Source organism: Sphingomonas gei (assembly GCF_004792685.1).
Taxonomy (GTDB): Bacteria; Pseudomonadota; Alphaproteobacteria; order Sphingomonadales; family Sphingomonadaceae; genus Sphingomonas; species Sphingomonas gei.
In genome coordinates this window covers 112,798-134,990 of sequence record NZ_SRXT01000003.1, presented here as the reverse complement: position 1 = coordinate 134,990, position 22,193 = coordinate 112,798, and the positions used below count along the sequence as shown (strand labels likewise).

19 protein-coding genes and 1 pseudogene are annotated in these 22,193 nt (G+C 66.0%); 9 read left to right on the top strand and 11 right to left on the bottom strand.

Going from position 1 to position 22,193, the window contains the following annotated elements:
• Positions 1–190 precede the first annotated feature (190 nt).
• Entirely contained in the window at positions 191–1,078 is an 888-nt protein-coding gene (locus E5A73_RS07920; protein WP_168355855.1) for a helix-turn-helix domain-containing protein, read from the top strand.
• Here the strand turns inward: E5A73_RS07920 and E5A73_RS07915 are convergent.
• The 6 genes from E5A73_RS07915 to E5A73_RS07890 all read right to left on the bottom strand — a co-directional run bounded on the left by E5A73_RS07915 (position 1,066) and on the right by E5A73_RS07890 (position 9,599).
• Positions 1,066–1,974 (bottom strand): SDR family NAD(P)-dependent oxidoreductase, encoded by a 909-nt coding sequence (locus E5A73_RS07915; protein WP_135963281.1) that lies wholly within the window; start codon positions 1,972–1,974, stop codon positions 1,066–1,068. The genes E5A73_RS07920 and E5A73_RS07915 overlap by 13 nt on opposite strands.
• Positions 1,975–2,047: 73 nt before the next feature.
• Positions 2,048–2,671, bottom strand: coding sequence for a TetR/AcrR family transcriptional regulator (locus E5A73_RS07910; RefSeq protein WP_420822567.1), 624 nt, complete (start codon positions 2,669–2,671; stop codon positions 2,048–2,050).
• A gap of 118 nt (positions 2,672–2,789) precedes the next feature.
• On the bottom strand, positions 2,790–4,430 hold the full coding sequence (locus E5A73_RS07905; protein ID WP_338112856.1) for an AMP-binding protein: 1,641 nt from the start codon (positions 4,428–4,430) through the stop codon (positions 2,790–2,792).
• Positions 4,370–5,989 carry a carboxylesterase/lipase family protein gene (locus E5A73_RS07900; protein WP_135963279.1) on the bottom strand — a complete coding sequence of 540 codons (1,620 nt, stop codon included), beginning with the start codon at positions 5,987–5,989 and terminating at the stop codon, positions 4,370–4,372. The genes E5A73_RS07905 and E5A73_RS07900 overlap by 61 nt, the downstream gene beginning before the upstream one ends.
• Positions 5,986–7,296 (bottom strand): spinster family MFS transporter, encoded by a 1,311-nt coding sequence (locus E5A73_RS07895; RefSeq protein ID WP_135963278.1) that lies wholly within the window; start codon positions 7,294–7,296, stop codon positions 5,986–5,988. The genes E5A73_RS07900 and E5A73_RS07895 overlap by 4 nt, the downstream gene beginning before the upstream one ends.
• The gene (locus E5A73_RS07890; RefSeq protein ID WP_135963277.1) at positions 7,296–9,599 is read right to left on the bottom strand and encodes a TonB-dependent receptor; all 2,304 of its coding nucleotides are present in this window, start codon (positions 9,597–9,599) and stop codon (positions 7,296–7,298) included. The genes E5A73_RS07895 and E5A73_RS07890 overlap by 1 nt, the downstream gene beginning before the upstream one ends.
• 291 nt (positions 9,600–9,890) lie before the next feature.
• Between E5A73_RS07890 and E5A73_RS07885 the strand changes: the two genes are divergently transcribed.
• From E5A73_RS07885 to E5A73_RS07870, 4 genes are all read left to right on the top strand, one after another.
• On the top strand, positions 9,891–10,541 hold the full coding sequence (locus E5A73_RS07885) for a peroxiredoxin (protein ID WP_135963276.1): 651 nt from the start codon (positions 9,891–9,893) through the stop codon (positions 10,539–10,541).
• Positions 10,538–11,497: a serine O-acetyltransferase EpsC gene (gene epsC, locus E5A73_RS07880; RefSeq protein WP_240700085.1), complete on the top strand. Its 960-nt coding sequence runs from the start codon at positions 10,538–10,540 to the stop codon at positions 11,495–11,497. Before E5A73_RS07885 ends, epsC begins: the two co-directional genes overlap by 4 nt.
• A complete protein-coding gene (locus E5A73_RS07875; protein ID WP_240700084.1) occupies positions 11,494–12,300 on the top strand; it encodes a gamma-glutamyl-gamma-aminobutyrate hydrolase family protein in 807 nt (268 codons plus the stop codon). The genes epsC and E5A73_RS07875 overlap by 4 nt, the downstream gene beginning before the upstream one ends.
• A 69-nt stretch (positions 12,301–12,369) precedes the next feature.
• Positions 12,370–13,893 carry a tryptophan halogenase family protein gene (locus tag E5A73_RS07870; protein WP_135963274.1) on the top strand — a complete coding sequence of 508 codons (1,524 nt, stop codon included), beginning with the start codon at positions 12,370–12,372 and terminating at the stop codon, positions 13,891–13,893.
• A gap of 21 nt (positions 13,894–13,914) precedes the next feature.
• Here E5A73_RS07870 and E5A73_RS07865 read toward each other — a convergent pair whose 3' ends face one another.
• Both E5A73_RS07865 and E5A73_RS07860 read right to left on the bottom strand, forming a co-directional pair.
• Entirely contained in the window at positions 13,915–15,120 is a 1,206-nt protein-coding gene (locus tag E5A73_RS07865) for an alginate export family protein (protein ID WP_135963273.1), read from the bottom strand.
• A 60-nt stretch (positions 15,121–15,180) separates the two neighbouring features.
• Positions 15,181–16,545, bottom strand: coding sequence for a cation:proton antiporter (locus E5A73_RS07860; RefSeq protein ID WP_135963272.1), 1,365 nt, complete (start codon positions 16,543–16,545; stop codon positions 15,181–15,183).
• 203 nt (positions 16,546–16,748) lie between these two features.
• Between E5A73_RS07860 and E5A73_RS07855 the strand changes: the two genes are divergently transcribed.
• Both E5A73_RS07855 and E5A73_RS07850 read left to right on the top strand, forming a co-directional pair.
• Positions 16,749–16,988: a type II toxin-antitoxin system Phd/YefM family antitoxin gene (locus E5A73_RS07855; RefSeq protein ID WP_135963271.1), complete on the top strand. Its 240-nt coding sequence runs from the start codon at positions 16,749–16,751 to the stop codon at positions 16,986–16,988.
• The gene (locus E5A73_RS07850; protein WP_135963270.1) at positions 16,988–17,482 is read left to right on the top strand and encodes a PIN domain-containing protein; all 495 of its coding nucleotides are present in this window, start codon (positions 16,988–16,990) and stop codon (positions 17,480–17,482) included. Before E5A73_RS07855 ends, E5A73_RS07850 begins: the two co-directional genes overlap by 1 nt.
• A gap of 290 nt (positions 17,483–17,772) precedes the next feature.
• Here the strand turns inward: E5A73_RS07850 and E5A73_RS07845 are convergent, their stop codons facing one another.
• The 3 genes from E5A73_RS07845 to E5A73_RS07835 form a co-directional block, all read right to left on the bottom strand.
• Complete coding sequence (locus E5A73_RS07845) at positions 17,773–18,189, bottom strand: acyl-CoA thioesterase (RefSeq protein WP_135963269.1); 417 nt, start codon at positions 18,187–18,189, stop codon at positions 17,773–17,775.
• A 169-nt stretch (positions 18,190–18,358) separates the two neighbouring features.
• Complete coding sequence (locus E5A73_RS07840) at positions 18,359–19,447, bottom strand: NAD(P)/FAD-dependent oxidoreductase (RefSeq protein ID WP_135963268.1); 1,089 nt, start codon at positions 19,445–19,447, stop codon at positions 18,359–18,361.
• Complete coding sequence (locus E5A73_RS07835) at positions 19,444–20,388, bottom strand: alpha/beta fold hydrolase (RefSeq protein WP_135963267.1); 945 nt, start codon at positions 20,386–20,388, stop codon at positions 19,444–19,446. The genes E5A73_RS07840 and E5A73_RS07835 overlap by 4 nt, the downstream gene beginning before the upstream one ends.
• Before the next feature lie 49 nt (positions 20,389–20,437).
• Here E5A73_RS07835 and E5A73_RS22010 point away from each other — a divergent pair.
• A pseudogene (locus tag E5A73_RS22010) lies at positions 20,438–20,789 on the top strand (A24 family peptidase); the annotation flags it as partial.
• A gap of 378 nt (positions 20,790–21,167) precedes the next feature.
• Positions 21,168–22,193 carry a Flp pilus assembly protein CpaB gene (gene cpaB / locus E5A73_RS07825; protein ID WP_135963265.1) on the top strand — a complete coding sequence of 342 codons (1,026 nt, stop codon included), beginning with the start codon at positions 21,168–21,170 and terminating at the stop codon, positions 22,191–22,193.

Sequence of the window (22,193 nt, the reverse complement as noted above, 5' to 3'; positions counted from 1 at the left end):
ATTGGGCGCCCGGCACCGGTGGCCGACATCGCCAGGTGGCGGATGTGGCAGCCGAAGCCGGACCGCGGCTCGATGGAGCAGGGCGCGGTTCGCGATCAGGTGCACCTTCCGTCGCCGGACGCTGCTCCAAAATGCAACGGGTTGCATTTCGCCCGATCCATGGTCAGGCTCCGGATCGGAGGGGCAGGCGATGTCGAACGGCTTTGGGGACAGGCTCACGCTGGCGCTGAAGGCGCTGTCGATGAGCCGGGGAAGACTCGCCGCCGAGCTCGAAGTCGACAAGTCGCTGGTCGGGCGATGGGCGTCCGGGACGGTCCGTCCCTCGGCCCATAATCTCGAGCGTCTGACTCGCCTGCTCGCCGAGAAGCTACCCGGGCTGACCTTGCTGGATTGGGAGCGCGCGCCCTCAGACTTCGCGGCGCTGTTCGGCGTCGACTTCATCACCCCGCCCGGCGAGCGTCCGTCAGGTCTCGAGCTTCCGGCGGAAACGCTGGACGCCGCCTTGGGCTCGACCCGGCTGCGCGGCGAAGGTTATGAAGGGTTCTGGCGGGCGACGCATCCTGCGGTGATCGCGCCCGGCCGGTATTTCCACGAACACGGAATGATCCGACTCGGTGACGCGGGGCTGCTGCGGTTCGAGCTGGGCGGCCCCGATGTGCGCTATGTCGGATCGATATTGCCGATCGAAGGCCAGGTGTTCGTGATCGCCACGGACACCGTGCGGCACCTCCCCTGCTACATGATCTTCAATATCGTCACGACGCCCAAGATCGTACTGATGGACGGCATCCTGCTGACCGCGGGGAACGCGATGCGAAACCCCTCCGCCTATCCGATCGTGATGGAGCGGATCGGCGACCTGACCGGCGACAGGGAAGCGGACGATGCCCAGGCCGCCTCGCTGATGACCCGGCCCCAGTTCGTTCAGGACGACGCCATCGTTTCCCAAGCGATGCGCCAGCACCTGATCCGCGATTTCGGGCCGAGTGCGGCGAAAGCCGGAGGCGATCTGCTGCTGACCGCAGCCGGCACCCCGAACCTGACGAAGGTCGTGACGGCGCTCAATTATCCGGACTGAGCGACTCGCTCCGCTGTTGCCGTCACCGGCTCGGCGAGGCCAGCCTTGGCCAGTTCGCGCTCGGCCTGGGTGAAGCCGTAGCGGGGTACGATTTCGCCCTCCCGATCGGCGATCTCGGTCCAACGCGCGACCAGCTCTTCGCCCGCTCCCTCACCTGCGCCGATATGGACGCCTTCGGTCAGTGTGACGTTCGCCGTGGCGAAATGCCCCGCGCCGGCGCACAGCACCGCGCGCGTCGGGGCGTCATCCCCGACGAGCGCGAGCAGTCCCGGGCTGACGAGTGCGGGATCGAGCGCGGCCAGGCTGGTTTCGGAGAGCACGCCCGAGGTCATCTGGGTCGCCGCGGTCGGAGCGAGGCAATTGACGCGGATGCCGTATTTCTCCCCCTCGATCGCGAGCGTCTGCATCAGACCCACCAAAGCCATCTTCGCCGCGCCGTAATTGGCCTGGCCGAAATTGCCGTAGAGACCCGACGAGGACGTCGTCATGACGATGCGGCCATATTGCTGCGCGCGCATTACTTCCCACACTGCCTTGCTGCAGATCGCCGCGCCCATAAGGTGGACGTCTACGACCAGTCGAAAGTCCTCGATGGTCATCTTGGCGAAACTCTTGTCGCGCAGGATTCCGGCATTGTTTACCAGGATGTCGATCCGCCCCCAGGCAGCCATCACCGCCGAGACCGTTTCGGCAATGGCCCCCTCGTCCGAGACCGAGCCGGTCAGCGGCAATGCCTCGCCGCCGTGCGCAACGATTTCCGCGGCAACGCGCTCGGCCGCGTCTCCCAGATCGTTGACGACCACCCTGGCGCCCTTGCTCGCCAGATAGAGTGCGTGCGCGCGGCCAAGCCCGCCTCCTGCGCCGGTGACGATGGCGACGCGACCTGCGAGCGACATGATGTTCTCCATTATATTAGCTCTCTAGTGAGTGAATGTTATGCGCGTGGAGCAGCAAGGCGGTGTGGGCCATCTACTTTCCCGCCGGCTTGCAGATCTGCAGGAAGCCCGCTGCCATGAACGACGCCATGCGCGCCTTCACTGCGGCGAAGTCGGCGGAGCTACACACGCCGCCGGACAGCTTGTCGATGCGCCCGGTACGGGCAAGCGTCACCATCAGCGCGCCGGTGACGAAGTGATACCCCCAGAAGATGTCTTCCTCCGGGCAATCGGGCAGTGCCTTTTTGAGCAGGCCGATCAGCCGCAGCACGACCGGGTCGAAATGCGCGTCCATCATTTCGGCGCCCCATTCGGGGGTGTTGGCGACCAGCGCGCCGAGCGCGCCGTAATTCTTCCAGCCCTCGCCGCCCTCGATATAGAGGTCGAGATCGGTGTCGAGAAAGGCGTGGAGCGCGCCTTCGATGGTCGGCTTACCCGCAGTGGCGGCGTCGTAATCGTCCAGCGCGCGCATCCGGCGCTCTGTAGTGACGACGGCGCGGCGGGCGAAGACCGCGTCGAACAGCTTCTTCTTGTCCTCGAAATAATAGTTCAGCAGCGTGTGGTGCACGCCGACCCTTTTGGCGACGTCCTTCAGCGTGACGCCGTGCAGGCCGTGCTTCGAAAAGAGATATTCCGCCTCGTCGAGGATCTGCTCGATCGTGTCGGCACGCTGTTCGGCCTTGGTGTTGCGGCGACGGATCGGTTTCACTTCGGCGGTCACGCTGTCTCCTGGCGCAGGGTCGACCCGTTCGATCGGGTCGAACCACTCGCCTCTCTCAAGCGCTTCCATAGTGAGCCCGCAAGTGAATCTTGTCGATCTTGCCCGTCGGCGCGAGCGGCATGCTGGCGAGCCGGACCACGGCATCGGGGATCCACCACGGCGCGACACGGCCGCGCAGCGGCGCGAGCAACTGCTCGTCGCTGACGCGATCGTCGTGCATCTCGACCAGCAACACGGGCCGCTCGCCCCATTTGGCATCCACGCGCCCGATCACCGCGGCGAGCGATACTCCCGGCAGCGCGCCGACCACCGCTTCGATCTCGGCGGGGTTGATCCATTCGCCGCCCGATTTGATCAGATCCTTGGCCCGCCCGGTGATGACCAGATTGCCGGCTTTGTCGATGCGGGCGAGGTCGCCGGTGGCAAACCAGCCGTCCGCGTCGGTGGCGGGCGCGTTCTCGCCGAAATAGCGCTCGATCACCGCGGCACCACGCACGCGCAAATGGCCTTCGGTCTCGCGCTGCTCCGGCAGTGGCCGCCCTTGGGCGTCGGTGATCAGCAGATCGACGCCGATCGCCGGCTTGCCCGAAAGCGCGGCATGGCGCGCAGGATTGGATGGCGGGTCGACGGTGCCCGACGGTGATAGCTCGGTCATCCCCCAGCTGGTCTGGACGGCGACGCCGAGCCGATCCTCGATCCGCCGCATCAGCGCCGGGGCGAGCGGCGTGCCGCCGACGATGATGCGCTTGAGGCTCGGCAGCGTCTCGCCGCTCGCCTCGAGATGCTCGACCAGCCCGAGCCAGACCGTCGGCACGCCGACGCCGACGGTGACGCCTTCGGAGGCGATCAACCGCGCGAGGCTCGCCCCGTCATTGTGGCGGCCCGGCAGCACCAGTTTGCCGCCTGCCGCCGGCACCGCGAAGGGCAGGCCCCAGGCGTTGGCATGGAACATCGGCACCACCGTCAGCACCGCGTCCGAACCGGAGATCGCCATCACGTCGGCCTGCAGCACGCGCAGCGTGTGCAGGAAGCTCGATCGGTGGGTGTAGGTCACGCCCTTGGGCGCGCCGGTGGTGCCCGAGGTGAAGCAAAGTCCGGAAGGCGCGGTTTCGGGAAATGCGCCCCAGGAGACGTCGCGTGGCGCGTCCGCGATCAACGGCTCGAGCAACATCACCGTCGGGGTGTCGGCCGGCACATCCCGGCCGATGTCGCCGTCGATCACGAGGATGCGGTGGATGCCGGTCGCGCGTTCCGCCACCTGAAGCGCAAGCCCTAGCAAATCGGCGCTCGTCACCAGCAGCTTCGCCTCGGATTGCGCCGCCATCGACGCGAGCTGGGTGCTGGTCAGGCGCGGGTTCAGCGTGTGGCACACCGCGCCCATCCCCATGATCGCGTACCACGCCTCGACATGCGCCTGGCTGTTCCAGGCGAGCGTCGCGACGCGATCGCCGAACCGCACGCTGAATTCCGCGAGCACCGCGGATATGCCGAGCGCGCGATCCTTGAGCTTCGCATAACCGACTCGAGTTACGCCGCCCTCCCCCGCGGTAACCACCTCGGCGTCGGGATGCCATTTAGCCGCGTGGAGCAGGAACTTGTCGAGCGTGAGCGAATAATCCTGCATGCTGCCGTCGATCATCGGCACCCCGCCGACTTCGCCAGCACCGGCGAGATGATTCCCGTATTCCAGTTCCACGGCTGATCCCCCGCCGCGCGGCGGCGGCAGACGGCGGCCTCGTGCAGCGCGAACATGCCCGGAAACAGTTTGGTCCCGGGCTTTGGCGCCTGTGCGAACGCCATATAGTTCGCCTCCGGGCCATAGGGCTGCCACACGGGCGCACCTTCGGCCGCGGGTGTGCCGGTCCGCGCGAAAGCGAGCCAATAGTCCATCATCGCGGTGGAAAGCCGCCGCTCGGCCACGCTGCCGGGGATTTTCGGCCAATAGGCCGGAAGCGCGTCCGCCGTACCGAAGACATAGGGAAGCTCGGAAGCGTGGAAGGCATGCAGCCCGGCCTCGTTCGCCGCCGGATAGCCGTGATCGAACAGATAGAGATAGCCAGGCTGGCCGATCGCCGTCTGCCCGATCGCCAGCCGCGTCGACGTCCAGCCGTACAGTGCGTCGCGGGTGGCCGCGAGCATCGACTCGGCGACGTTGCCGGGCGGATAGAGCCGCAGGAAATGCTCGGAGAGATCGCCGTAGCGGAGGCGGATCGCTTGCGCATAGGTCGCGGCGTCCGCCGGCGCCGGCGGGAGCAGGATACGCAGCGAGCGAATCTCCCCCGAATTGAACCCGGCGATCATCGGCACCGGCGCCTGCTCGCCCCGGTCCCACGTCTCGACAAGCTGGCGGGTGAGCACCTTGCCGTCGATCGCCGCCCAGGGCCCGTAGCCTTTGCCGGCGGCAGTTGCCGTCAGTTCCTCGGCATTCATCGCGCGCAGTCCGGCAAGGTCCCTGGCGCCGAGCGCCGTCATGACCTGGGTGCCCGCCGCCTCGGCCGAAGGCAGGCCGAAGCGGCCCTGCTTCAACTCGGGGGTGGTGATCATGTACGCGCTCTGCGCGATCGCCTTGTGGAATAGCCCGCGGGCAAGTGGGCTCGCCATCAGATACATCACGCTGAGCGCGCCAGCGGACTCACCGGCGATGGTCACGTTGCCGGGATCGCCGCCGAACGCAGCAATGTTGCGCTGGACCCAGCGAAGCGCCGCGATCTGATCGAGCAGCCCGTAATTGCCGGAAACGCCCTCGGCGGATTCCTTGCTGAGCTCCGGATGGGCGAGATAGCCGAGAATGCCCAGACGATAGTTGATCGACACCACGACGGCGCCCCCGCGCGCCGCCATCCGGGCACCGTCGTACATCGGTTCATGGCTGTAGCCGCCGACGAGCGCGCCGCCGTGAATCCAGACGAACACCGGCGCGGCTTTGGCATTCTGCGGCGCCCAGATGTTGAGCGTCAGGCAATCCTCGCTCGTCCGCTCGGGCGGATTGGTGTAGATGCCGGGGGTGCGTGGGCGCGGCTGGACGCAGGCCGGGCCGAAGCTGGTGGCTTTCCGCACGCCTTGCCATGGCGGCAGCTCCGCCGGGGGCTTCCACCGCATCGTGCCGACCGGCGGCTGGGCGTAGGGGATGCCCTTGAAGATGCGGACATCGCCGCCGCTGCCTTGCACGGTTCCGGCGGGTGCCTGGACCGACTGGGCAATTGCGGGCGCCGCGAGGAGGCATGCCGCAAGCGCGGCGCTGAAGAGCTGGTTCATGCAGGCATCCGGGATATGGCGGTCTCGCGGCGCAGCAGCCGCGCGAGCCAGAGGAAGAGCGCGATCGCGATCAGATAGAAAGGCGTCAGCGTGTAGAGCGCCGACTGGAGACCGTGCGGATCGCCATGCGCCTTGAACCAGTCGCTTGCCTGTCCAACCCAGGTCGGGCCGAGGCCGAGGCCGATGAAGTTCATCACCAGCAGCAGCAGCGCGCCCGAGAGCACGCGCTGGTTGGGCTTAACCTCGTCCTGGACGAGCGCCACCGAGGCGGACAGGTAGAAATAGTTGAACACCATCACCACCGCGAGCAGCATCAGCGCGAGCGGCCAGCTCGGCGCCCAGACGAAGGCGATGTTGAAGGGCATCGCAATCGCAAGCGATATCGCCGGCGCCATGGCATAGCCGGTGCGCGACTTGCGCGTCATCCGATCGATCACGCGCCCCGACAGGACCATCCCGCCGCCCATGCCGAGCAACAGCACCAGCGCATACCAGACCGCGACGTCGCCCAGCACCATGCCCTTTTCGCGCATCAGGAACAGCACTGCGAAATTGCCGAGACCGTAGGTGACGAACTGCGTCGCGCCGCTGCCCAATGCCGCGAGCATCAACACCGGGTGCGTCAGGAACATCCGCACCGTCGGCCAGAACGCCGCCTTGCCCGCCCCGTCGCCGGTCTGCACCGGATCGAGCGCGCCCCGCTCGGGCTCGCGGATGAACAGCCAGACCAGCAACGCCGTGACGATGCCGATGATGCCGATGACGATGAACGGCATTCGCCAGTCGAACCGGGCGGCGATCGTGGCGCCGAACGCAACGCCGATCGCGGCGCCGATCGCCGGCCCCAGATTGAAGATGCCGAGCGCGGCGGCGCGCCTGCCGGGCGGATAGGTGTCGGTGATGATCGCATAAGAGGGCGGCACGCCGCCGGCCTCGCCGAAGCCGACCGCCATGCGCGCCACGACGAGCTGGCTATAGCTCCCCGCAAGCCCGCAGGCGGTGGTCGCGCCGCTCCAGATCGCGCAGGCCAGCGCGAGCACGTTGACGCGATTGGTGCGGTCGGCGAACCAGCCGACGGGGATCGCGATGAAGCAATAGAACATCGCGAAATACAGCCCGCCGATCAGGCCCAACTCACCGTCGGTCACCCCCAGCGAATCCTGGATCGGCTTGGCGAGGATGCCGATCAGCTGCCGATCCAGGAAGTTGAGGATATAGACGAAGGTCAGCGCGGCCAGCACGAACCATGAGCGCCCCGCCGCGGCCGCCGGCTCCGCCACATCGGAAGAGACGGAACCGGCCGCCATCAGAGCCCGTAGCCTAGACGGATGCCCAAGGTCCGCGGGCGCAGCGTGCCGAAGCGGCTGACCAGGAAGGCTTCAGGGTGGATGTAGACGATCGAGTGATCGTCGAAGACGTTCTCGACATAGAGTTGCGCCGAGAACGCCCGACGTTTGATGCCGAAGCTGAGGTTGGTGTTCACATATTCGTCGGTCTCGCCGTATGTGGCGAGGCGCAGGTTGGGATTGCCCGGCGTGTTCGGGAACGAGCTGTTGTACGACCCGACATATTGCGCGTTCACGGCGAATGTCCCCTTGGTATCCTGACCGAGGTCGACACCGTACGACAAATAGATCGCGCCCTGCAGCCGCGGTGCCGAGAGCCGGTGGCCGAGCACCGCGCCCGAGATCGCCGCCTCGGTCGGACTGAGCTTGGTGATCTTCGAGTCGTTATACGCGGCGTTCAGGCCGAGAAAGACGTCGCGGGCCGGAACGAGGCCCATCTCGACTTCGATACCCTTGCTGCGCGCGGCACCGATATTGGTCGCGAACTGCACCGAATCGGAGACGCGATTGGCCTGTGCCTGGATGTTGCTCCAGTCGATCAGATAGGCCGCGGCGTTGATCGTCACCAAGCCGTTGAGGAAGCGGGTCTTGGCACCGACCTCGTAGCTCTTCAAATCGTCCGACGAGGCGCCGAATGGGATGACGATGTCGTTCGGATTGACCAGACTCGCGCGGCCCCCAAAGGCATTGACGATCGGCGCGCGGAAGCCCGTCGAGAAAGTGGCATAGGTCGTCACCGTCTCGTTGGGCTTGAAGCTCGCACTCGCCTTCCATGACGGCTTCGACCCGGTCGCCTTCACGCCTTCGGCCGCTGCATACGGGGTCAAGGTGTTGAAGTTCACCGGGATGCCCAGCAGCGCGTAGGTAAAGTAATTCTGGCCGAACGCCGTGGCGAGATAGCCGCCGGCCTCGGTGAACGCCTGCGCCGAGGTGCGGCCGTAGCGCATCCCGCCGGTCAGCCAGAACTTGTCGGAGAAGCGATAGGTCAGTTCGCCGAAGCCGGCGAGTTCCTCGCTGATCTGGTGGGTATATTGCTTCTGATAATATTGGTCGGGCAGCCCGGTGAGCCCCCGCGCCTGGAGGAACGGGAGGCTCGAGCGGTAGAAATAATCGACGTCGCGGCGCCGGTGCATGTAGAAGCCGCCGAGTACGAATTCGAGCGGCCCGCCGAGCGACGATACCAGCCGCGTCTCCTGCACGAACACTTTGTCATAGGCATCGGCATCGAGACCGAACGCGATCGGCGCGCGCGGGAACGATCCCGGCGGGAATGTGCCGGCAAGGTCGACATAGAATTTCTGGTCGAAATCCGAATAGGTCGACGAGCTGGTCAGCCGGGCGAAATCGAACTCGTAATCGAGCGTGGCGTTGAAGATCGTCTGCTTGCCAGTGAAACGGTCCGGCTGGTCGGAGACGCGCTTCTCGCGTCCCAGCGACGGGCTGGTCAGCGACGAATCCTTGGGATCGCTGTTCTCGTACGACCCGAGGAGCTTGATCGACAGCCTGTCGGTGGGTTTCCACAGCACGATCGCGCGGCCGCCCCAGTCGATCAAGCTGTTCGAATTGCGAACGCCGGTCCCGACATTGTCGAGATAGCCTTCTTCGTTGCGATAGAAGCCGACCGCGCGCACCGCGAGCTTGTCGGTCGCGATGGGAACGTTGATCATCAGATTGTAGCGCTGGCGCAGGCTGTCCGATCCGGTGAGCCCGATATCCGCGAGCGCGGACACATCGAAATCGTTGAGATCCGGGCTCTTGTTCAGGATGCGCATCGCCCCCGACAGCGAGCCCGAGCCGAACAAGGTGCCCTGCGGCCCGCGCAGGAACTCGACGCGCTCGACATCGAACAGATTGGGATCGACCACCGTGGTGTTGCCGATCGTCGAGATCGGCAGTTCGTCGATATAGACCGCGACCGAGCTCTGGAGATTGGCGTTGTAGCCGTTGGTGGCGATGCCGCGCGCAGTGAAATTGTTGAAGTTCTGCGTGGGCCGGTTGAGCACCACCCCCGGCGTTTCGCGCGCAATGCCCTCGAAGCCGACGATGCCCTTTTCGCTCAGCTCTTCCTGCTGGAACGCAGTGATGCTCAGCGGAACATCCTGGATCCGCTCCTCGCGACGCGTGGCCGTGACGACGACGTCCTGCGAACCGGAAAGCGCTTCCTGTTCGTCGGACCGGGATTTCGGCTCGGCATCCTGCGCCAGCGCCGACGAAATCGAAAACAGCGTCACCGCGCAGGCGGACGCTAGCAGCATGGCCCTCATTTGCCTCTCCTTGATGCCGCCGATCGTTTGTCGGCGTGCGCGGCAATGGTGTCCAAACACGGAGGCAATGTCAACATTCACTATCGTGTGCGTGAATATCTTAGTTCTGAGCGGCCATCAGCGCACCTCGACCCGCGCGCGGAAACACAATCTTTAGCTCGGGAAAGAGTAATCCTACTACGATGCTAGGAATTATAGCTCCATCTTGGCGCAGATAAGCGACGTTCGATCGATAGGATGCGGGCGCCGTGCTCGAACCGGCCTGAACTCAAAGCAGCATCGGAGGCATCCATGTCCCTCAAGCTCTTCGACACCGTTCCCGATTTCACTCAGGAATCGACCTTCGGCACGCTCAATTTCTATGACTGGGCCGAAAGCAGTTGGGTGGTGCTCTTCTCGCACCCCAAGGATTTCACGCCGGTCTGCACCACCGAGCTGGGCGCTGTCGCCAGGCTCAAGCCCGAGTTCGACAAGCGCGGCGTCAAGGTGATCGGCCTCTCGGTCGATCCGGTCGACCGCCATCTCGACTGGGCCAACGATATCGCCCGCACCCAGGGCGCCGCGCTCAACTTCCCGCTGATCGCCGATGTCGACCAGCGCATCGCCCACCTGCTCGGGCTGATCCATCCCAACGCCTCGGACACTGCGACGGTGCGCACCGTCTATGTGATCGATCCTGCCAAACGCGTGCGGCTCACCCTCACCTACCCCGCCTCGACCGGGCGAAACTTCGACGAAATACTTCGCACGATCGACAGCCTCCAGCTGACCGACAGCCACAAGGTCGCGACTCCGGCCGACTGGAAGCAGGGCGACGACGTGATCATCCTGCCGTCGCTCGGCGAAGACGAAGCGCGCGCGCTCTTTCCCAAAGGATGGACCGAACACACGTCGTACCTGCGCACCGTGCCGCAGCCGCACCCGGCGAACGAGCGACCGTGACGGCGAACTTCCTCGCCTCGCCGTATGCGGCGGAGGTCGCCCAGGCGGTTTCCGCGCTCGACGCCGCGCGCTCGACCTGGCGGGAAGGTCAGGCCGGGCGCCACCCGGTCTCGAGCTTCCCGAGCCCCGACGCACTTGCCGAGGGGATGCGCGATCTCTCGGCGGCTCTGTTCCCGGTACGGCTGGGCGGCTTTCGCGGCGGCGCGGCACGCGAGGATGATTTCGTCGCCGAGGCGTTGCGCCGCGCTTTGGCGACGTTGCGGGCGCAGGTGGCGAAGGAGCTGGAATATTGGGGCGGCTGGTGCGACCAGCCGTTCGACGCCGATCAGCCCGACACCGTGGTGCGCCTGTTCGCAGCCGGCCTTGCCGAGACTCGCCTGCTCATCGACAGCGACATCGAGGCGGCGTTCGTCGGCGATCCCGCCGCGCGCACCGCCGACGAGATCCTCGTCAGCTATCCCGGCGCGCATGCGGTGCTGCACTATCGCATCGCGCACCAGCTGTTCGCGCTCGGCGCGCCGATCGTCGCGCGCGCGATTTCCGAACTCGCCAATGCACGCACCGGCATCGACATCCATCCCGGCGCGACGATCGGGCCCAGCTTCTTCATCGATCACGGCACCGGCGTGGTGATCGGCGAGACGGCGATCATCGGTCGCAATGTCCGTCTGTACCAGCACGTCACGCTGGGCGCGCGCGCCCCGCTCGGCCTGACCCGCGTCGGTCCGCGCGAGCGATTCGCGCGGCATCCGATCGTCGAGGACGATGTGACGATCTATGCCGGCGCGACAATCCTCGGGCGGGTGACGATCGGGCGCGGATCGACCATCGGGGGCAATGTCTGGCTGCTCAGCGACGTGCCGCCCGACAGCGTCGTCATCCAGCCCGAGGCGCGAATCCTGGATGCCGCCGCGGGTACGCTGGTAGCCGCCGAACTCGGGCTGACGATATCGTGACCGCACGCTTCGTGGCGCGCCCTGCGGTCGAACCCCTGAAGCCGCTGATCGGTGTTCTGTGCTGCAACGAGACTGCCGAACGGCCGATCCAGGCGGTTGCCAGTCGCTTCATCGAGCCGCTGGTGCATGTCTCCGGCGCGACGGTGCTGCTGGTGCCCGCCATCCCCAATGCGATGGACATCGCCCAATTGGCGGAGCGGCTCGACGGACTGCTGCTCACCGGCGCGCGATCGAACGTCGCCGGAAGCCGTTACGGCGGGCCGCCCTGCGGGCGCGACCGGCTCGACGAGAACCGTGATGAAGTCGCGCTCGCGCTCAGCGCACGGATGATCGAGCGCGGTCGGCCGGTGTTCGGCATCTGCCGCGGCCTGCAGGAGCTCAACGTGCTGTTCGGCGGCACGCTGACCTGCGCACCAGAAACGCACAAGCGGGCCGAGCCGGACTCGCCCTATGAAGCGCTGTTCGACCACGAGCATGATGTTCTGCTCGCGCCCGAAGGCATGCTCGCCGCCGCGCTCGGCGCAACCCGGCTGCGAGTCAATTCGGTGCACGAGCAGGCGATCGACCGGCTTGGCAGCGATCTCGTCGCCGAAGCCGTCGCGACCGACGACGGACTGGTGGAGGCCTTTACCGCGCACCCCTGCGGCGCGCCGGTAGTGGGGGTGCAATGGCACCCCGAATGGAACTATCGCCGGCGCCCCGAGGGCGGCGCCTTCTTCGGACTGATCGGCAATGCCTTGCGCGCGCACCGCGACGGCAACGCGCGAATCCACGCTGGCGGCCAGATTCGCCTTTCGAGGTAAAGGCTGACTTCACGGCCTCATTCAGGGTTAGCTGTTCACCCCGCAGCGTTACTGCGCTAGTGACCGGCGATGCCCAGAGATCGCGGGATATTGGTGGTTGGCGGAGGAACGGCGGGTTGGCTCGCCGCCGCCTATCTCGCGCGCTTCTTCGCGGGCCGGATTCCGATCACGCTGCTGGAATCGCCGGACATCGGCATCATCGGTGTCGGCGAAGGTGCGTTTCCGACCATCCGCGCGACGCTCCAGTTTCTCGGAATCGACGAGGCCCGTTTCATCCGGGAAGCCTCGGCGACCTTCAAGCAGGGCATCCGCTTCGACGACTGGCTGCACGCGCCGCGAGACGGGACGCGACACCAGTATCTGCACCCGTTTGAAGCACCCTTTCACACCGAGAGCACGAGCCTGATCCCTTATTGGCTGCTTCAGGACGAGGCGACCCGCGCGTCCTTCGCCGAGGCGGTGACGATCCAGAATCGCGTCGCCCAAGCCTGCTGCGCGCCGAAGCAAGGGCGTGAGGGCGCCTATGCCGGGCCGCTCAATTACGCCTATCACTTCGATGCGCGGCGCCTCGCCCAGACGCTCGAGGCGCGCGCAGTGGATCTCGGCGTCCGGCACTTGAAGGGCCTGCTGACCGGGGTCGATCTGGCGGAAGATGGGAGCATCGCACGCATCCGGACTGCCGAGCACGGAGCGCTGGAAGCAGACCTCTATCTGGATTGCTCGGGCTTTCGCGCCGAACTGATCGGCAAGGCGCTCGGCGTTCCGTTCAAGTCCGCCAAGCATCAGCTGTTCACCGACCGCGCGCTCGCCTGCAAGATCCCATACGCCGACCCGGACGCCCCGATCGAGAGCCTCACCATCGCCACCGCGCACGAGGCCGGCTGGACCTGGGACATCAGCCTCGAAAGCGCGCGCGGCATCGGCTGCGTCTATTCCTCGGCGCACATGCGCGACGAGGACGCCGCCGCGATCCTGCGCGCCTATATCGGCCATGACGATTACAAGGCGCGGATCATCCCGTTCGAGCCGGGCTATCGCGAAACGCAATGGGCGAAGAACTGCGTCGCGGTCGGGCTGTCCGGCGGGTTTCTCGAGCCGCTCGAATCCACCGGCGTCGTGCTCATCGAAGCCGCCGTTGCGATGATCGCCGACCTGTTTCCGCACAGCGGCCCCGTCGACGCACCCGCCGCGCGCTTCAACCAGCTGATGGCGGCGCGCTACGAGAACATCATCAACTTCCTCAAGCTCCATTACTGCCTGAGCATGCGCGACGAGCCGTTCTGGCGCGACAATGCCGATCCGGCCTCGATCCCCGAAGCGCTGCAGCAACTGCTCCGCCAGTGGCGCCATCGCCCGCCCAGCCGCTTCGACTTCACGCTCGATGTCGAGAGCTTCGCCTTTTTCAACTATCAATACATCCTCTATGGGATGGGCTTCCGCACCGATCTGTCCGCGGCACGCGCGGACTTCCCGGATGCCGAGGCGGCGGCGAAGCTGTTCGCGCGGATACGCAGCTTCGGCGAACGCGCGGTCGAGGATTTGCCGACGCACCGCGCGCTGATCCGCGAGATCAATGCAGGGGCGTCGCTCTAAAGTCCCGCGCCCGCCAGGCGGTCAGAGCGACCAATCCACCTGCAGCCAGAATTTGTCGGTATCGGTGGCGAACGCGTCGGCCTTGTAGTGGGCGTAGCGCGCGGACAGCGCGTAATGGCCGCGCTTGACGCTGGCGAGCAAGTCAAGCTCGTCGCCGTAATGCAGATTCAGCCGGTCGCTGTCGAAGCGATGCCAGGTGGCGGCGAGGTTGAGTGCGTCGAACGGGCCGGGCCTTTTCCAGCCATGGCCAAGCGTGGCATAGACATCGCGCAGACCATTGGGCGGGGTGGTGCCGAATTTGCCGGCCCAGCCGTTGAACTTGAAATAGGAGGCGAGCGGAGTCTGCACGCTGGTGAGGGGCGTGCCCTGGGCAGCGCCCAGCACTTCCTGACCCAGCGTCGCGGTCAGGCCCTTGGCAATCAGGTTCGCTTCGCCGAGCCAATAGGTCGCGGCATAGTCGTTGGGGTTGCGGTGCCAGTCGCTCTGGCGCGCCCAGCTCGCGACATAGCCGAGCTTGACCTGCCTCCCGAGCGGCGCGGCACCCGCGAAGCGTATCCCATAGGTCTGGCTCGACAGGCGAAAGCCCTGCACCGCCGCCTGGTCCTGATCGACCAGGAAAGCGAATCCGGCGAGCGTGCCGAACTTCGTGCCGTAATTGAGCAGCGCGAAGACATTGTCGCCGCCGATCGCCACGGGTCGCGCGCCGGAGCCGTTGCTGCCGTTGATCGTCCGCACGCCGCGGACATAGCTCAGGTCCGCACTCAGCCCCTCCGATTTGCCGAGTTGGAAGCGGACCGCGTCGAAGGTCTGCTCGCTCTGCCGCCATGCCGCGGGCCCGACGAAGCGTTCGTCGACGAGCGCGATTCGCTGACGGCCGGCGGTGACGGCGAGCCCGTCCTTGCCGGCGTAACGGAGCTGGGCGCGGTTGAGTTCGATATTCTCCGGATCGACGACCAGCGGAAATGCCGTTTTGCCATTGGTGCCGTCGTTGTAATCATCGGCGAGCGCGACCACGCCCTCGCCTTCGACCAGCGCCGACCAGCCGTTCCAACTGGCCGTCACTCCGGGCCGCACGCGCAGCGTGACGGCATCGGCATTACGCGGCAATCCGGCCTGGTCGACATGCTCATAGCGCAACCGCGCATCCACGCTCGGCGTGAGCTTCACGTCCTGCGCATGCGCCGTGCCGCACGCCAGCAGGCCCGCTGCGGTGAGAGTGTGCCTCATGGATTTATCTCGGAAAAAGGCCCGCCCCGCGACGCGCGCGGAGCGGGCACAGGAGGAACTTCAGGCGGTGGCGAGCTTGCCGTCGATCTGGTCGAGTTCGCCGGTCTCGCGGGCCTTCTTGCCGTAGACCGCTTCGAACAGCGGGGTCGCCATCACGGTGGTGATGATCGCCATCAGCACCAGCATCGAGAAGAGCGTGGGGCCGATGATGCCCTTTTGCAGGCCGATGTTGATGATGATCAGCTCCATCAGTCCGCGCGAGTTCATCAGCGCGCCGATGCCGAGCGCGGTGCGGTTATCCTCGCCGGAGAGGCGTGCCGCGGCGTAGCAGGCGCCGAACTTGGCGAGGACCGAGACCAGCAGGATGCCCAGTGCGATCAGCAGCAGAGACACCGAATTGACCATGTCCATCCGTGTGTTGAGACCCGAATAGGTGAAGAACATCGGCAGCAGCAGGACGACTGCGAGCGGCTCCACCTTGCGTTTCAGCTCCTCGACGAACAGCCCGCGCGGCATGCACACGCCCATCAGGAAGCCTCCGAAGATGGCGTGGATGCCGATCGCGTCCATCACGAAGGCCGAGAGGCAGAAGAGCAGCATGGTGATCGCGAGCACCTGAGTGCTCATCTCTCCCCGCTTCTCGACAGCGCGGCCCAGGGGCTCGAGCAGTTTGCGCCCGAACACGACCATGAAGCCGGTATAGAGCAGCGCGCCACCGATCGCGATCACCGCGACGCCCGGTCCGGCACCGAAGGTGGCGAGCACCACCGCGAGCACGCACCACGAAGCCGCGTCGTCGAATGCCCCGGCGGTCAGCGAAAGCGTGCCGAGCGACGAATTGGCGAGACCGCGCTCATTGATGATGCGGGCAAGCATCGGGAAGGCAGTCAGGGCGATGCAGGCGCCCATGAACAGCGTGGCGTTGGACTGGCTGATCCCGGGCGTGAACAGCCCCGGCACGGTGAGCAGGAACGGCGTGATCAGCGCAGCGAGCAGGAAAGGCGCGGCGATGCCGGCAGCCGAGACCGTGGCGGCGCTCTTCGCCTTGGACTGGAAGTGATCGAGTCGCAGCGTGAGACCTACCATGAACATGTAGAGGCCGACGCCAAGCTGCGCGCCGACATAGAGGACGTTGCGCGTTTCCTTGGGGAAGATCGCGAGTTGGAGGTCGGGGAAGAACAGCCCCAGCAGCGACGGCCCGAGCACGACTCCTGCGATCATCTCGCCGACCACCTGCGGCTGCTTGAGAAACTTCTGCCCCAGCCAGCCCACCACGCGGCAGGCGAGAATGATCACTGCCAGCTGCAGGAAGAAGTGAACGCTGAAATCGCCCGGCGTGTAGCTCTTCACGGCGTTCACGGCCGGACCGTGCGGACTCAGCACATCGGTAAGCGTAAACCAGGCATTTTCGATCAAATCGAGCATATAACCTCCCCCATCTGTCCCCGCGGGGCAGCTTGCCTGCCTCTCGCACCGCATCAGCAAGCCCCGCTCTATGAGGGCACGCAACTGCAATTCATCGGCCGATGTGCATTTTTCCGGTTCAGATCCGCTTTCTGTTGCAACTGGCCCACAGGGTAGTAACGTGCCTACATGACAACGCGGACAATATAGCGACGTAGGTACAAATGAAGGTGATCGGAAGCCGCGAATTCAACCAGGACGTGAGCGCCGCCAAGCGACTTGCGCGACTCGAACCACTGTTCGTTACCGACCGCGGCGAGCCGACCCATGTCCTGATGAGCATCGACACTTTCCGCCGGCTGAGCGGGAAGCGGGAAAGCATCGTCGACCTTCTCGCGATGCCCGGCCTTCCCAACGCCGAGCGCGTGCCGCGCGAAGGCTGGGACGGGCCCGAGATGCACTGATGTACCTGCTCGACACGCCGATATTATTCGAGCTTCGAAAGGCGCGCGCCGGGCAGTGCGATGCCGGGCTCGCCGCCTGGGCTGCCGGCGTGGCACGCGAACGGCTGTTCCTCTCCGCAATCAGCCTGGTCGAGCTCGAAGCGGCTGTCGCCACGACGGCAGGGCGCGACAAGGCGGCGGGGGCAACTCTGCGAAACTGGATCGACGATCAAGTGGTGCCGGCGTTCGACGGGCATATCCTGCCGCTGGACACTGCGGTCGCCCGCCGCCGCGGCCAGATCATGCTCGCCGAAACCCGGGACGCGCTGTTCGCCGCCACAGCGCTGGAGCACGGCCTGAGCCTGGTCACCTTCAACACCGCCGCGTTCAAGGGCGCCCGGCTAAAGCTGTTCGATCCTCGCGGGTATCAGCCGAGCGATTCCGATGAGCTGGATTGGCGCAGTGCCGGACGCAACGGCCCCCTCTGGTTGCGCAACCTGTTCATACGCGGCTGACAGGCTTCCCGCCCGATCAATCGGGTACAGGACCGTGACAGCAGGAACAGGGAGGGACGGCAGCGCGGGGAGCCTTGGCTGCAATCCTGCGGCGCTCCTTGCGATTCGGCCCATAACCCTGAGCGCCCGTGGGCATTGCGCTCGCGTCAGTAACAAACACAGGGCCAGCCGGCCCTTTCGAAATCTGTTCGTTCAATTTGCTTCTCGGGAGAATGGGAGCATCATACTCCCCCAACCTGGTCCAAGGCGACTGGTTCCCCGCCTGATCGCAGACACTCCGTTGCGACGTCTTACGGTTGGTCGTCGATCTTCGCGAAGAAGTGGTCGATCACATTCTGTGCGATCCGCGCGGGGCGCAGCGTCTCGGCGTCGAGGCAGCACCAGCTCGATTTGACCTCGGCGAGCACGTCGGTGCCGCGCTTGATGATCGTCTCATAGAAGACGCGCGCGCCGTGGACCTTTTCGAGCAGGACCGTCGCGACGACGTCGTCTTCGAGAAAGGCAGGGCGCCGATAGGTGATCTCGTGCTTCAGCGCGACCCAGAGATGCTGCGCTACGGCCTCGGGGGGAGCGAGCCCCCGCCAATGGCTGATCACCGCATCCTGCACCCATTTCAGGTAGCTCGCATTGTTGACATGGCCCATGAAGTCGATGTCGTCATCAGCGACATCGATCTGATATTCATAGGGAAGCGCGGTGCCTTGCATGAGTCGCGCAGTACCACCGCCCGCGGTTCGTCGCGAACGAATTTCTTCGCAACCGCACAAATTCCGTCTTTATCAAAGTCACCGTTTTGCTTGCGACTGATGGTTACCGACGCGCAACAAGTAGATTGCTGTCCCGCCCTGAACCAATCGGCCGAGGAATTGCGGCGAATTAGACGGCGAACCGGCCTGGCGAGTAGCGGCCGGGGTCGATAGCGCTAATTTCGACATCGGGCGCGCGCGCCAGCAGCACAGCCGCTGCGAGCTTCGCCGCTGCCGGCGCGGTCTGGATGCCGAAGCCGCCCTGACCGGCGCACCAGAACAGACCCTCGATCTGCGAGTCGAAGCCGTAAACCGGCAGCCGATCGGGCGCGAAGCTGCGGAGCCCGGCCCATTTATGTTCCAGCGCAGCGACGCGCCAGTCGACGACGTGCTCGAAACGGTCGATGGCGATTGCGACGTCCAGTTCCTCCGGCGCGGCGTCGCCCGGATCGCAACGCGTCTCATCGTGCGGGCTGAGCCACAGCCGTCCGCCAGCCTCGGGCTTGAAGTAGAAGCTGCCGCCGATATGCGTAACGTGCGGGCAGCGTGGCGGCGGTGCCGGATCGGTGCGTAGCTGGAGCATCGTGCGGCGGTAGGGCTGTATCCCAAGCGGCCGTGCGCCCGCCATCGCCGCGACGGAATCGGCCCAGGCGCCGGCGGCATTGACGAGGATGTCGGCCTCGAACCGGCCCGCACGGGTATCGAGCAGCCACCGCCCCCCCTCGCGAACCGCGGCCTCGAGTGTTGCCGACACGACGAGTTCGCCACCCGCGCGCCGCGTTACGGCAAGACCGGCGGCGTGGAGACCGCCGACATCGATATATTCGCAGCTGGGCTCGTACACGCCGAGAGTCCATTCGGGGCGGAGGCCCGGCAGCGTCTCGCGCGGGTCGACTGCCTGCAGCGCCACCCCCGAGCCCTCGAATTCTCGGAGGAACGTCTCGATTCGCCCCTGCTCCGTGGCGCGGCCGATATGCAGCGAGCCGAGCGGCTCCAGAAAACCCCCCGCCGCCAGCAACGGCCCCGACGCGGTGGTGAGCGGCTGGATGTCCGGACCGCCATAGGTCTCCGACCAGAACGCCGCCGAGCGCCCGGTGGCGTGGTAGCCGGGCCGGTCTTCGGCTTCGAGCAACAGCACGCGCGCATGCGGCGCCACCTCGGCGGCGAGGCTGGCGCCCGCAATCCCCGCGCCGACGATCGCAATATCGTAACGGCTCACGCCTGCGGTGCTCGCTTCGCCAGAAACGCATCGATCTCCCCGAGCGCGCGGTCGCGGACTGGGTCGGCTTCTCGGAGGATCTCGTGCGCGCTCTCTTTGCCGAAGGTGACGAGATGCAGGTCGGGCAGGCTGGGCGCTAGAACGAGCGCGGCTTTTCCGTCGATCAGCCCGTCATATTCGGCGATCAGCATCAATACCGGCACCCGCATCTGCGCGAGCCGCGGGTCGGCGGCGAGTTCGCGCATCGAGCGGAAGCCCTCGATCACCCAGCGCCAGCTCGGCGGGCCGGTGAGGATCGAGGGATCGTGCGTCTGCCACCAGATCTCGTCGGCATAGCGATCGGGATCATGGGTGAGCAACGACGCGCGGGTCTCGGTGGTATAGGGCTTCTCATTGCCCTTCCACGCCGGACGCGCGGGATTGCCGAGGCCGCCCAGGAACCGTGCGGCGCGCTCGGCGAAGCGGCCGAAGATGCCGGGCTTGAACCCGAGCATCGGCGCCACCAGCACGGCGACGTCGGGTGCGATGACGCCTTCGACGAGCCCGCGCAGCACCAGATGGCCCCCCATCGAATGCCCCATCGCGACGTGCGGCCCAGGATTCGCCTTCACCCAATGCGACCAGAAGTGACGAAGATCGTCCACATAATCGGCATAGTCGTCGATATGCCCGCAATTCTTCGCGGGCGTCAGGCGCCCCGAGCCCCCCTGCCCGCGCCAGTCGAACGACGTCACGTTCCAGCCCGCCGCATGCCAGTGCGCGAAGCTCTCGAGATATTTCTCGAAGATATCGCCGCGCCCGCCCTGGAACAGGATCGAACCCCGCGCCGGGCCTTCGGCGGGCCAGTCGAAAGTCCGATGCTCCCAACCGTCGGGTGCCGCCCAGCGGTCGATGCGGGCGCCGGCTGGAAGCGAACGTCGGTCTATACGGGAAGTTGCCATGGGGCTTGGTTACGTTTTGATAAGCCATCCCGTCTAGGTCTCAGGCGGGATGGGGGACGTCTTTCTTACCTTGCTGCTGAGCGCGCTCGGCCTGCTCCTGGTCTCGGCCGGGGTCGAGGACGCACGTTCGCGCAACATCGCCAATTGGAAAAACGCGGCGATCGCTTTGCTCGCGCCGCTCTGGTGGTGGGCGAACGGACTGGCGCTTTGGCCCGATATGGCCATCCAGCTCGGCGTTGCGGGCTTCGTCTTCGGCGTATTCGTCGGCGCCTTTGCCATTGGGCAAATGGGCGGCGGCGACGTCAAACTGCTCGGCGCTCTGGCGCTGTGGCTACCGGTACAACCCCTTGTCGGAATGCTGGTGCTGATGTCGCTCATCGGCGGCGCGCTCACGCTCGTGATGGTGGGGGAGCGCTGGGTGCAGCTTCGCGGCGGACCGACCAAGCTGCCGTGGCGGACGATCGCACCGATCGCGTTCGCCGTCGCCGGCCTGCTTGCGCTCGCCTTTGCCGGCTGGTCGCGGTTCCTCGCGCTGGTCGCGACCGCGCCACTGTTCGGGGGAATCGGCGTGATCGCGGCGCTTGCCGCGATCGGCGCCGGACTGATCTGGACGATGCGCGCGGCGCGGCGCGGAGGGATCGTTCCCGAGACGCCGTACGGCGTGGCGATTGCGATTTCGACACTGCTCATTCTTCGCGAACCGATTTTTAACCAGTTTACTTGATGCTTAACGCCGGGCGCACTGGACCGGCCATGTTATTGAAAAGGCTTGAAGCGAAATGGATGCACGCAAGCTCATTCTGCTCGTCGGCGCACTTGTTGTAGCCGCAGTGACCGCGTTCATGGCGCGCAGCCTCGTGCTCGGCGCGCCGACGCCCACCGCCGGAGCGATTCCCGTCGCCGCGGCGCCGCAGAACACCACCGAAGTGATGGTCGCGACGCGCGCACTGCCGGTGGGTACGATTCTCGACGCCACTGCGTTCAAATATGTGGCCTGGCCCAAGGAACTCATCGAGGGCGCCTATTACCTCAAGAGCGAGACCGAGCTGGCCAAGCTGCAGGGCACCGTCGTCCGTTTCGCGATTCCCGCGGGTCAGCCGATCACCCAGGGCGCGCTGGTCAAGCCCGGCGACCGCGGCTTCCTCGCCGCGGCGCTCGGAGCCGGCATGCGCGCCGTCACGGTCCCCGTGTCCGCACAGGGCGCCAATGTTTCGGGCTTCGTCTTCCCGGGCGACCGCATCGACCTGGTGCTCACCCAGACGGTCACCGGCGGCGGCGATGGCCCGCCGCTCAAGGCATCGGAGACGATCCTGCGCAACCTGCGCGTGCTCGCTACCGACCAGAAGACCGACAAGCAGACCGACGACAAGGGCAACACCGTCGTCACCACATTCTCGACGGTCACCGTCGAAGCAACTCCGAAGATCGCCGAGAAGCTCGCCGTCGCACAGACCGTCGGTGCGCTTTCGATTTCGCTGCGCTCGATCGCCGATAATCAGGGCGAGCTCGAGGAAGCGATCGCCAGCGGCGAAGTCGATGTGCCCGCCGACGGCGATCCGAAGAAGGAAAAGGAAATGCTGGCGCGTGCAGCCGCGCGTCCGATGGAAGGCCGTGGCGGCTTCGCCACCGGCGCCGACGTGTCGCGCTTCCAACGCAGCACCGTCCCCGGCAAGGCCGATGACGGCGCCGCACGAAGCGCCGTCCCGGGAACCTTTCCCGGCGCAGCAGCACCGAAAAAGGGTCCGGTGGTCACCGTCGCGCGGGGCAACGCCGTGACCGAAGTCGAGATCGGGGGAAACCACTAA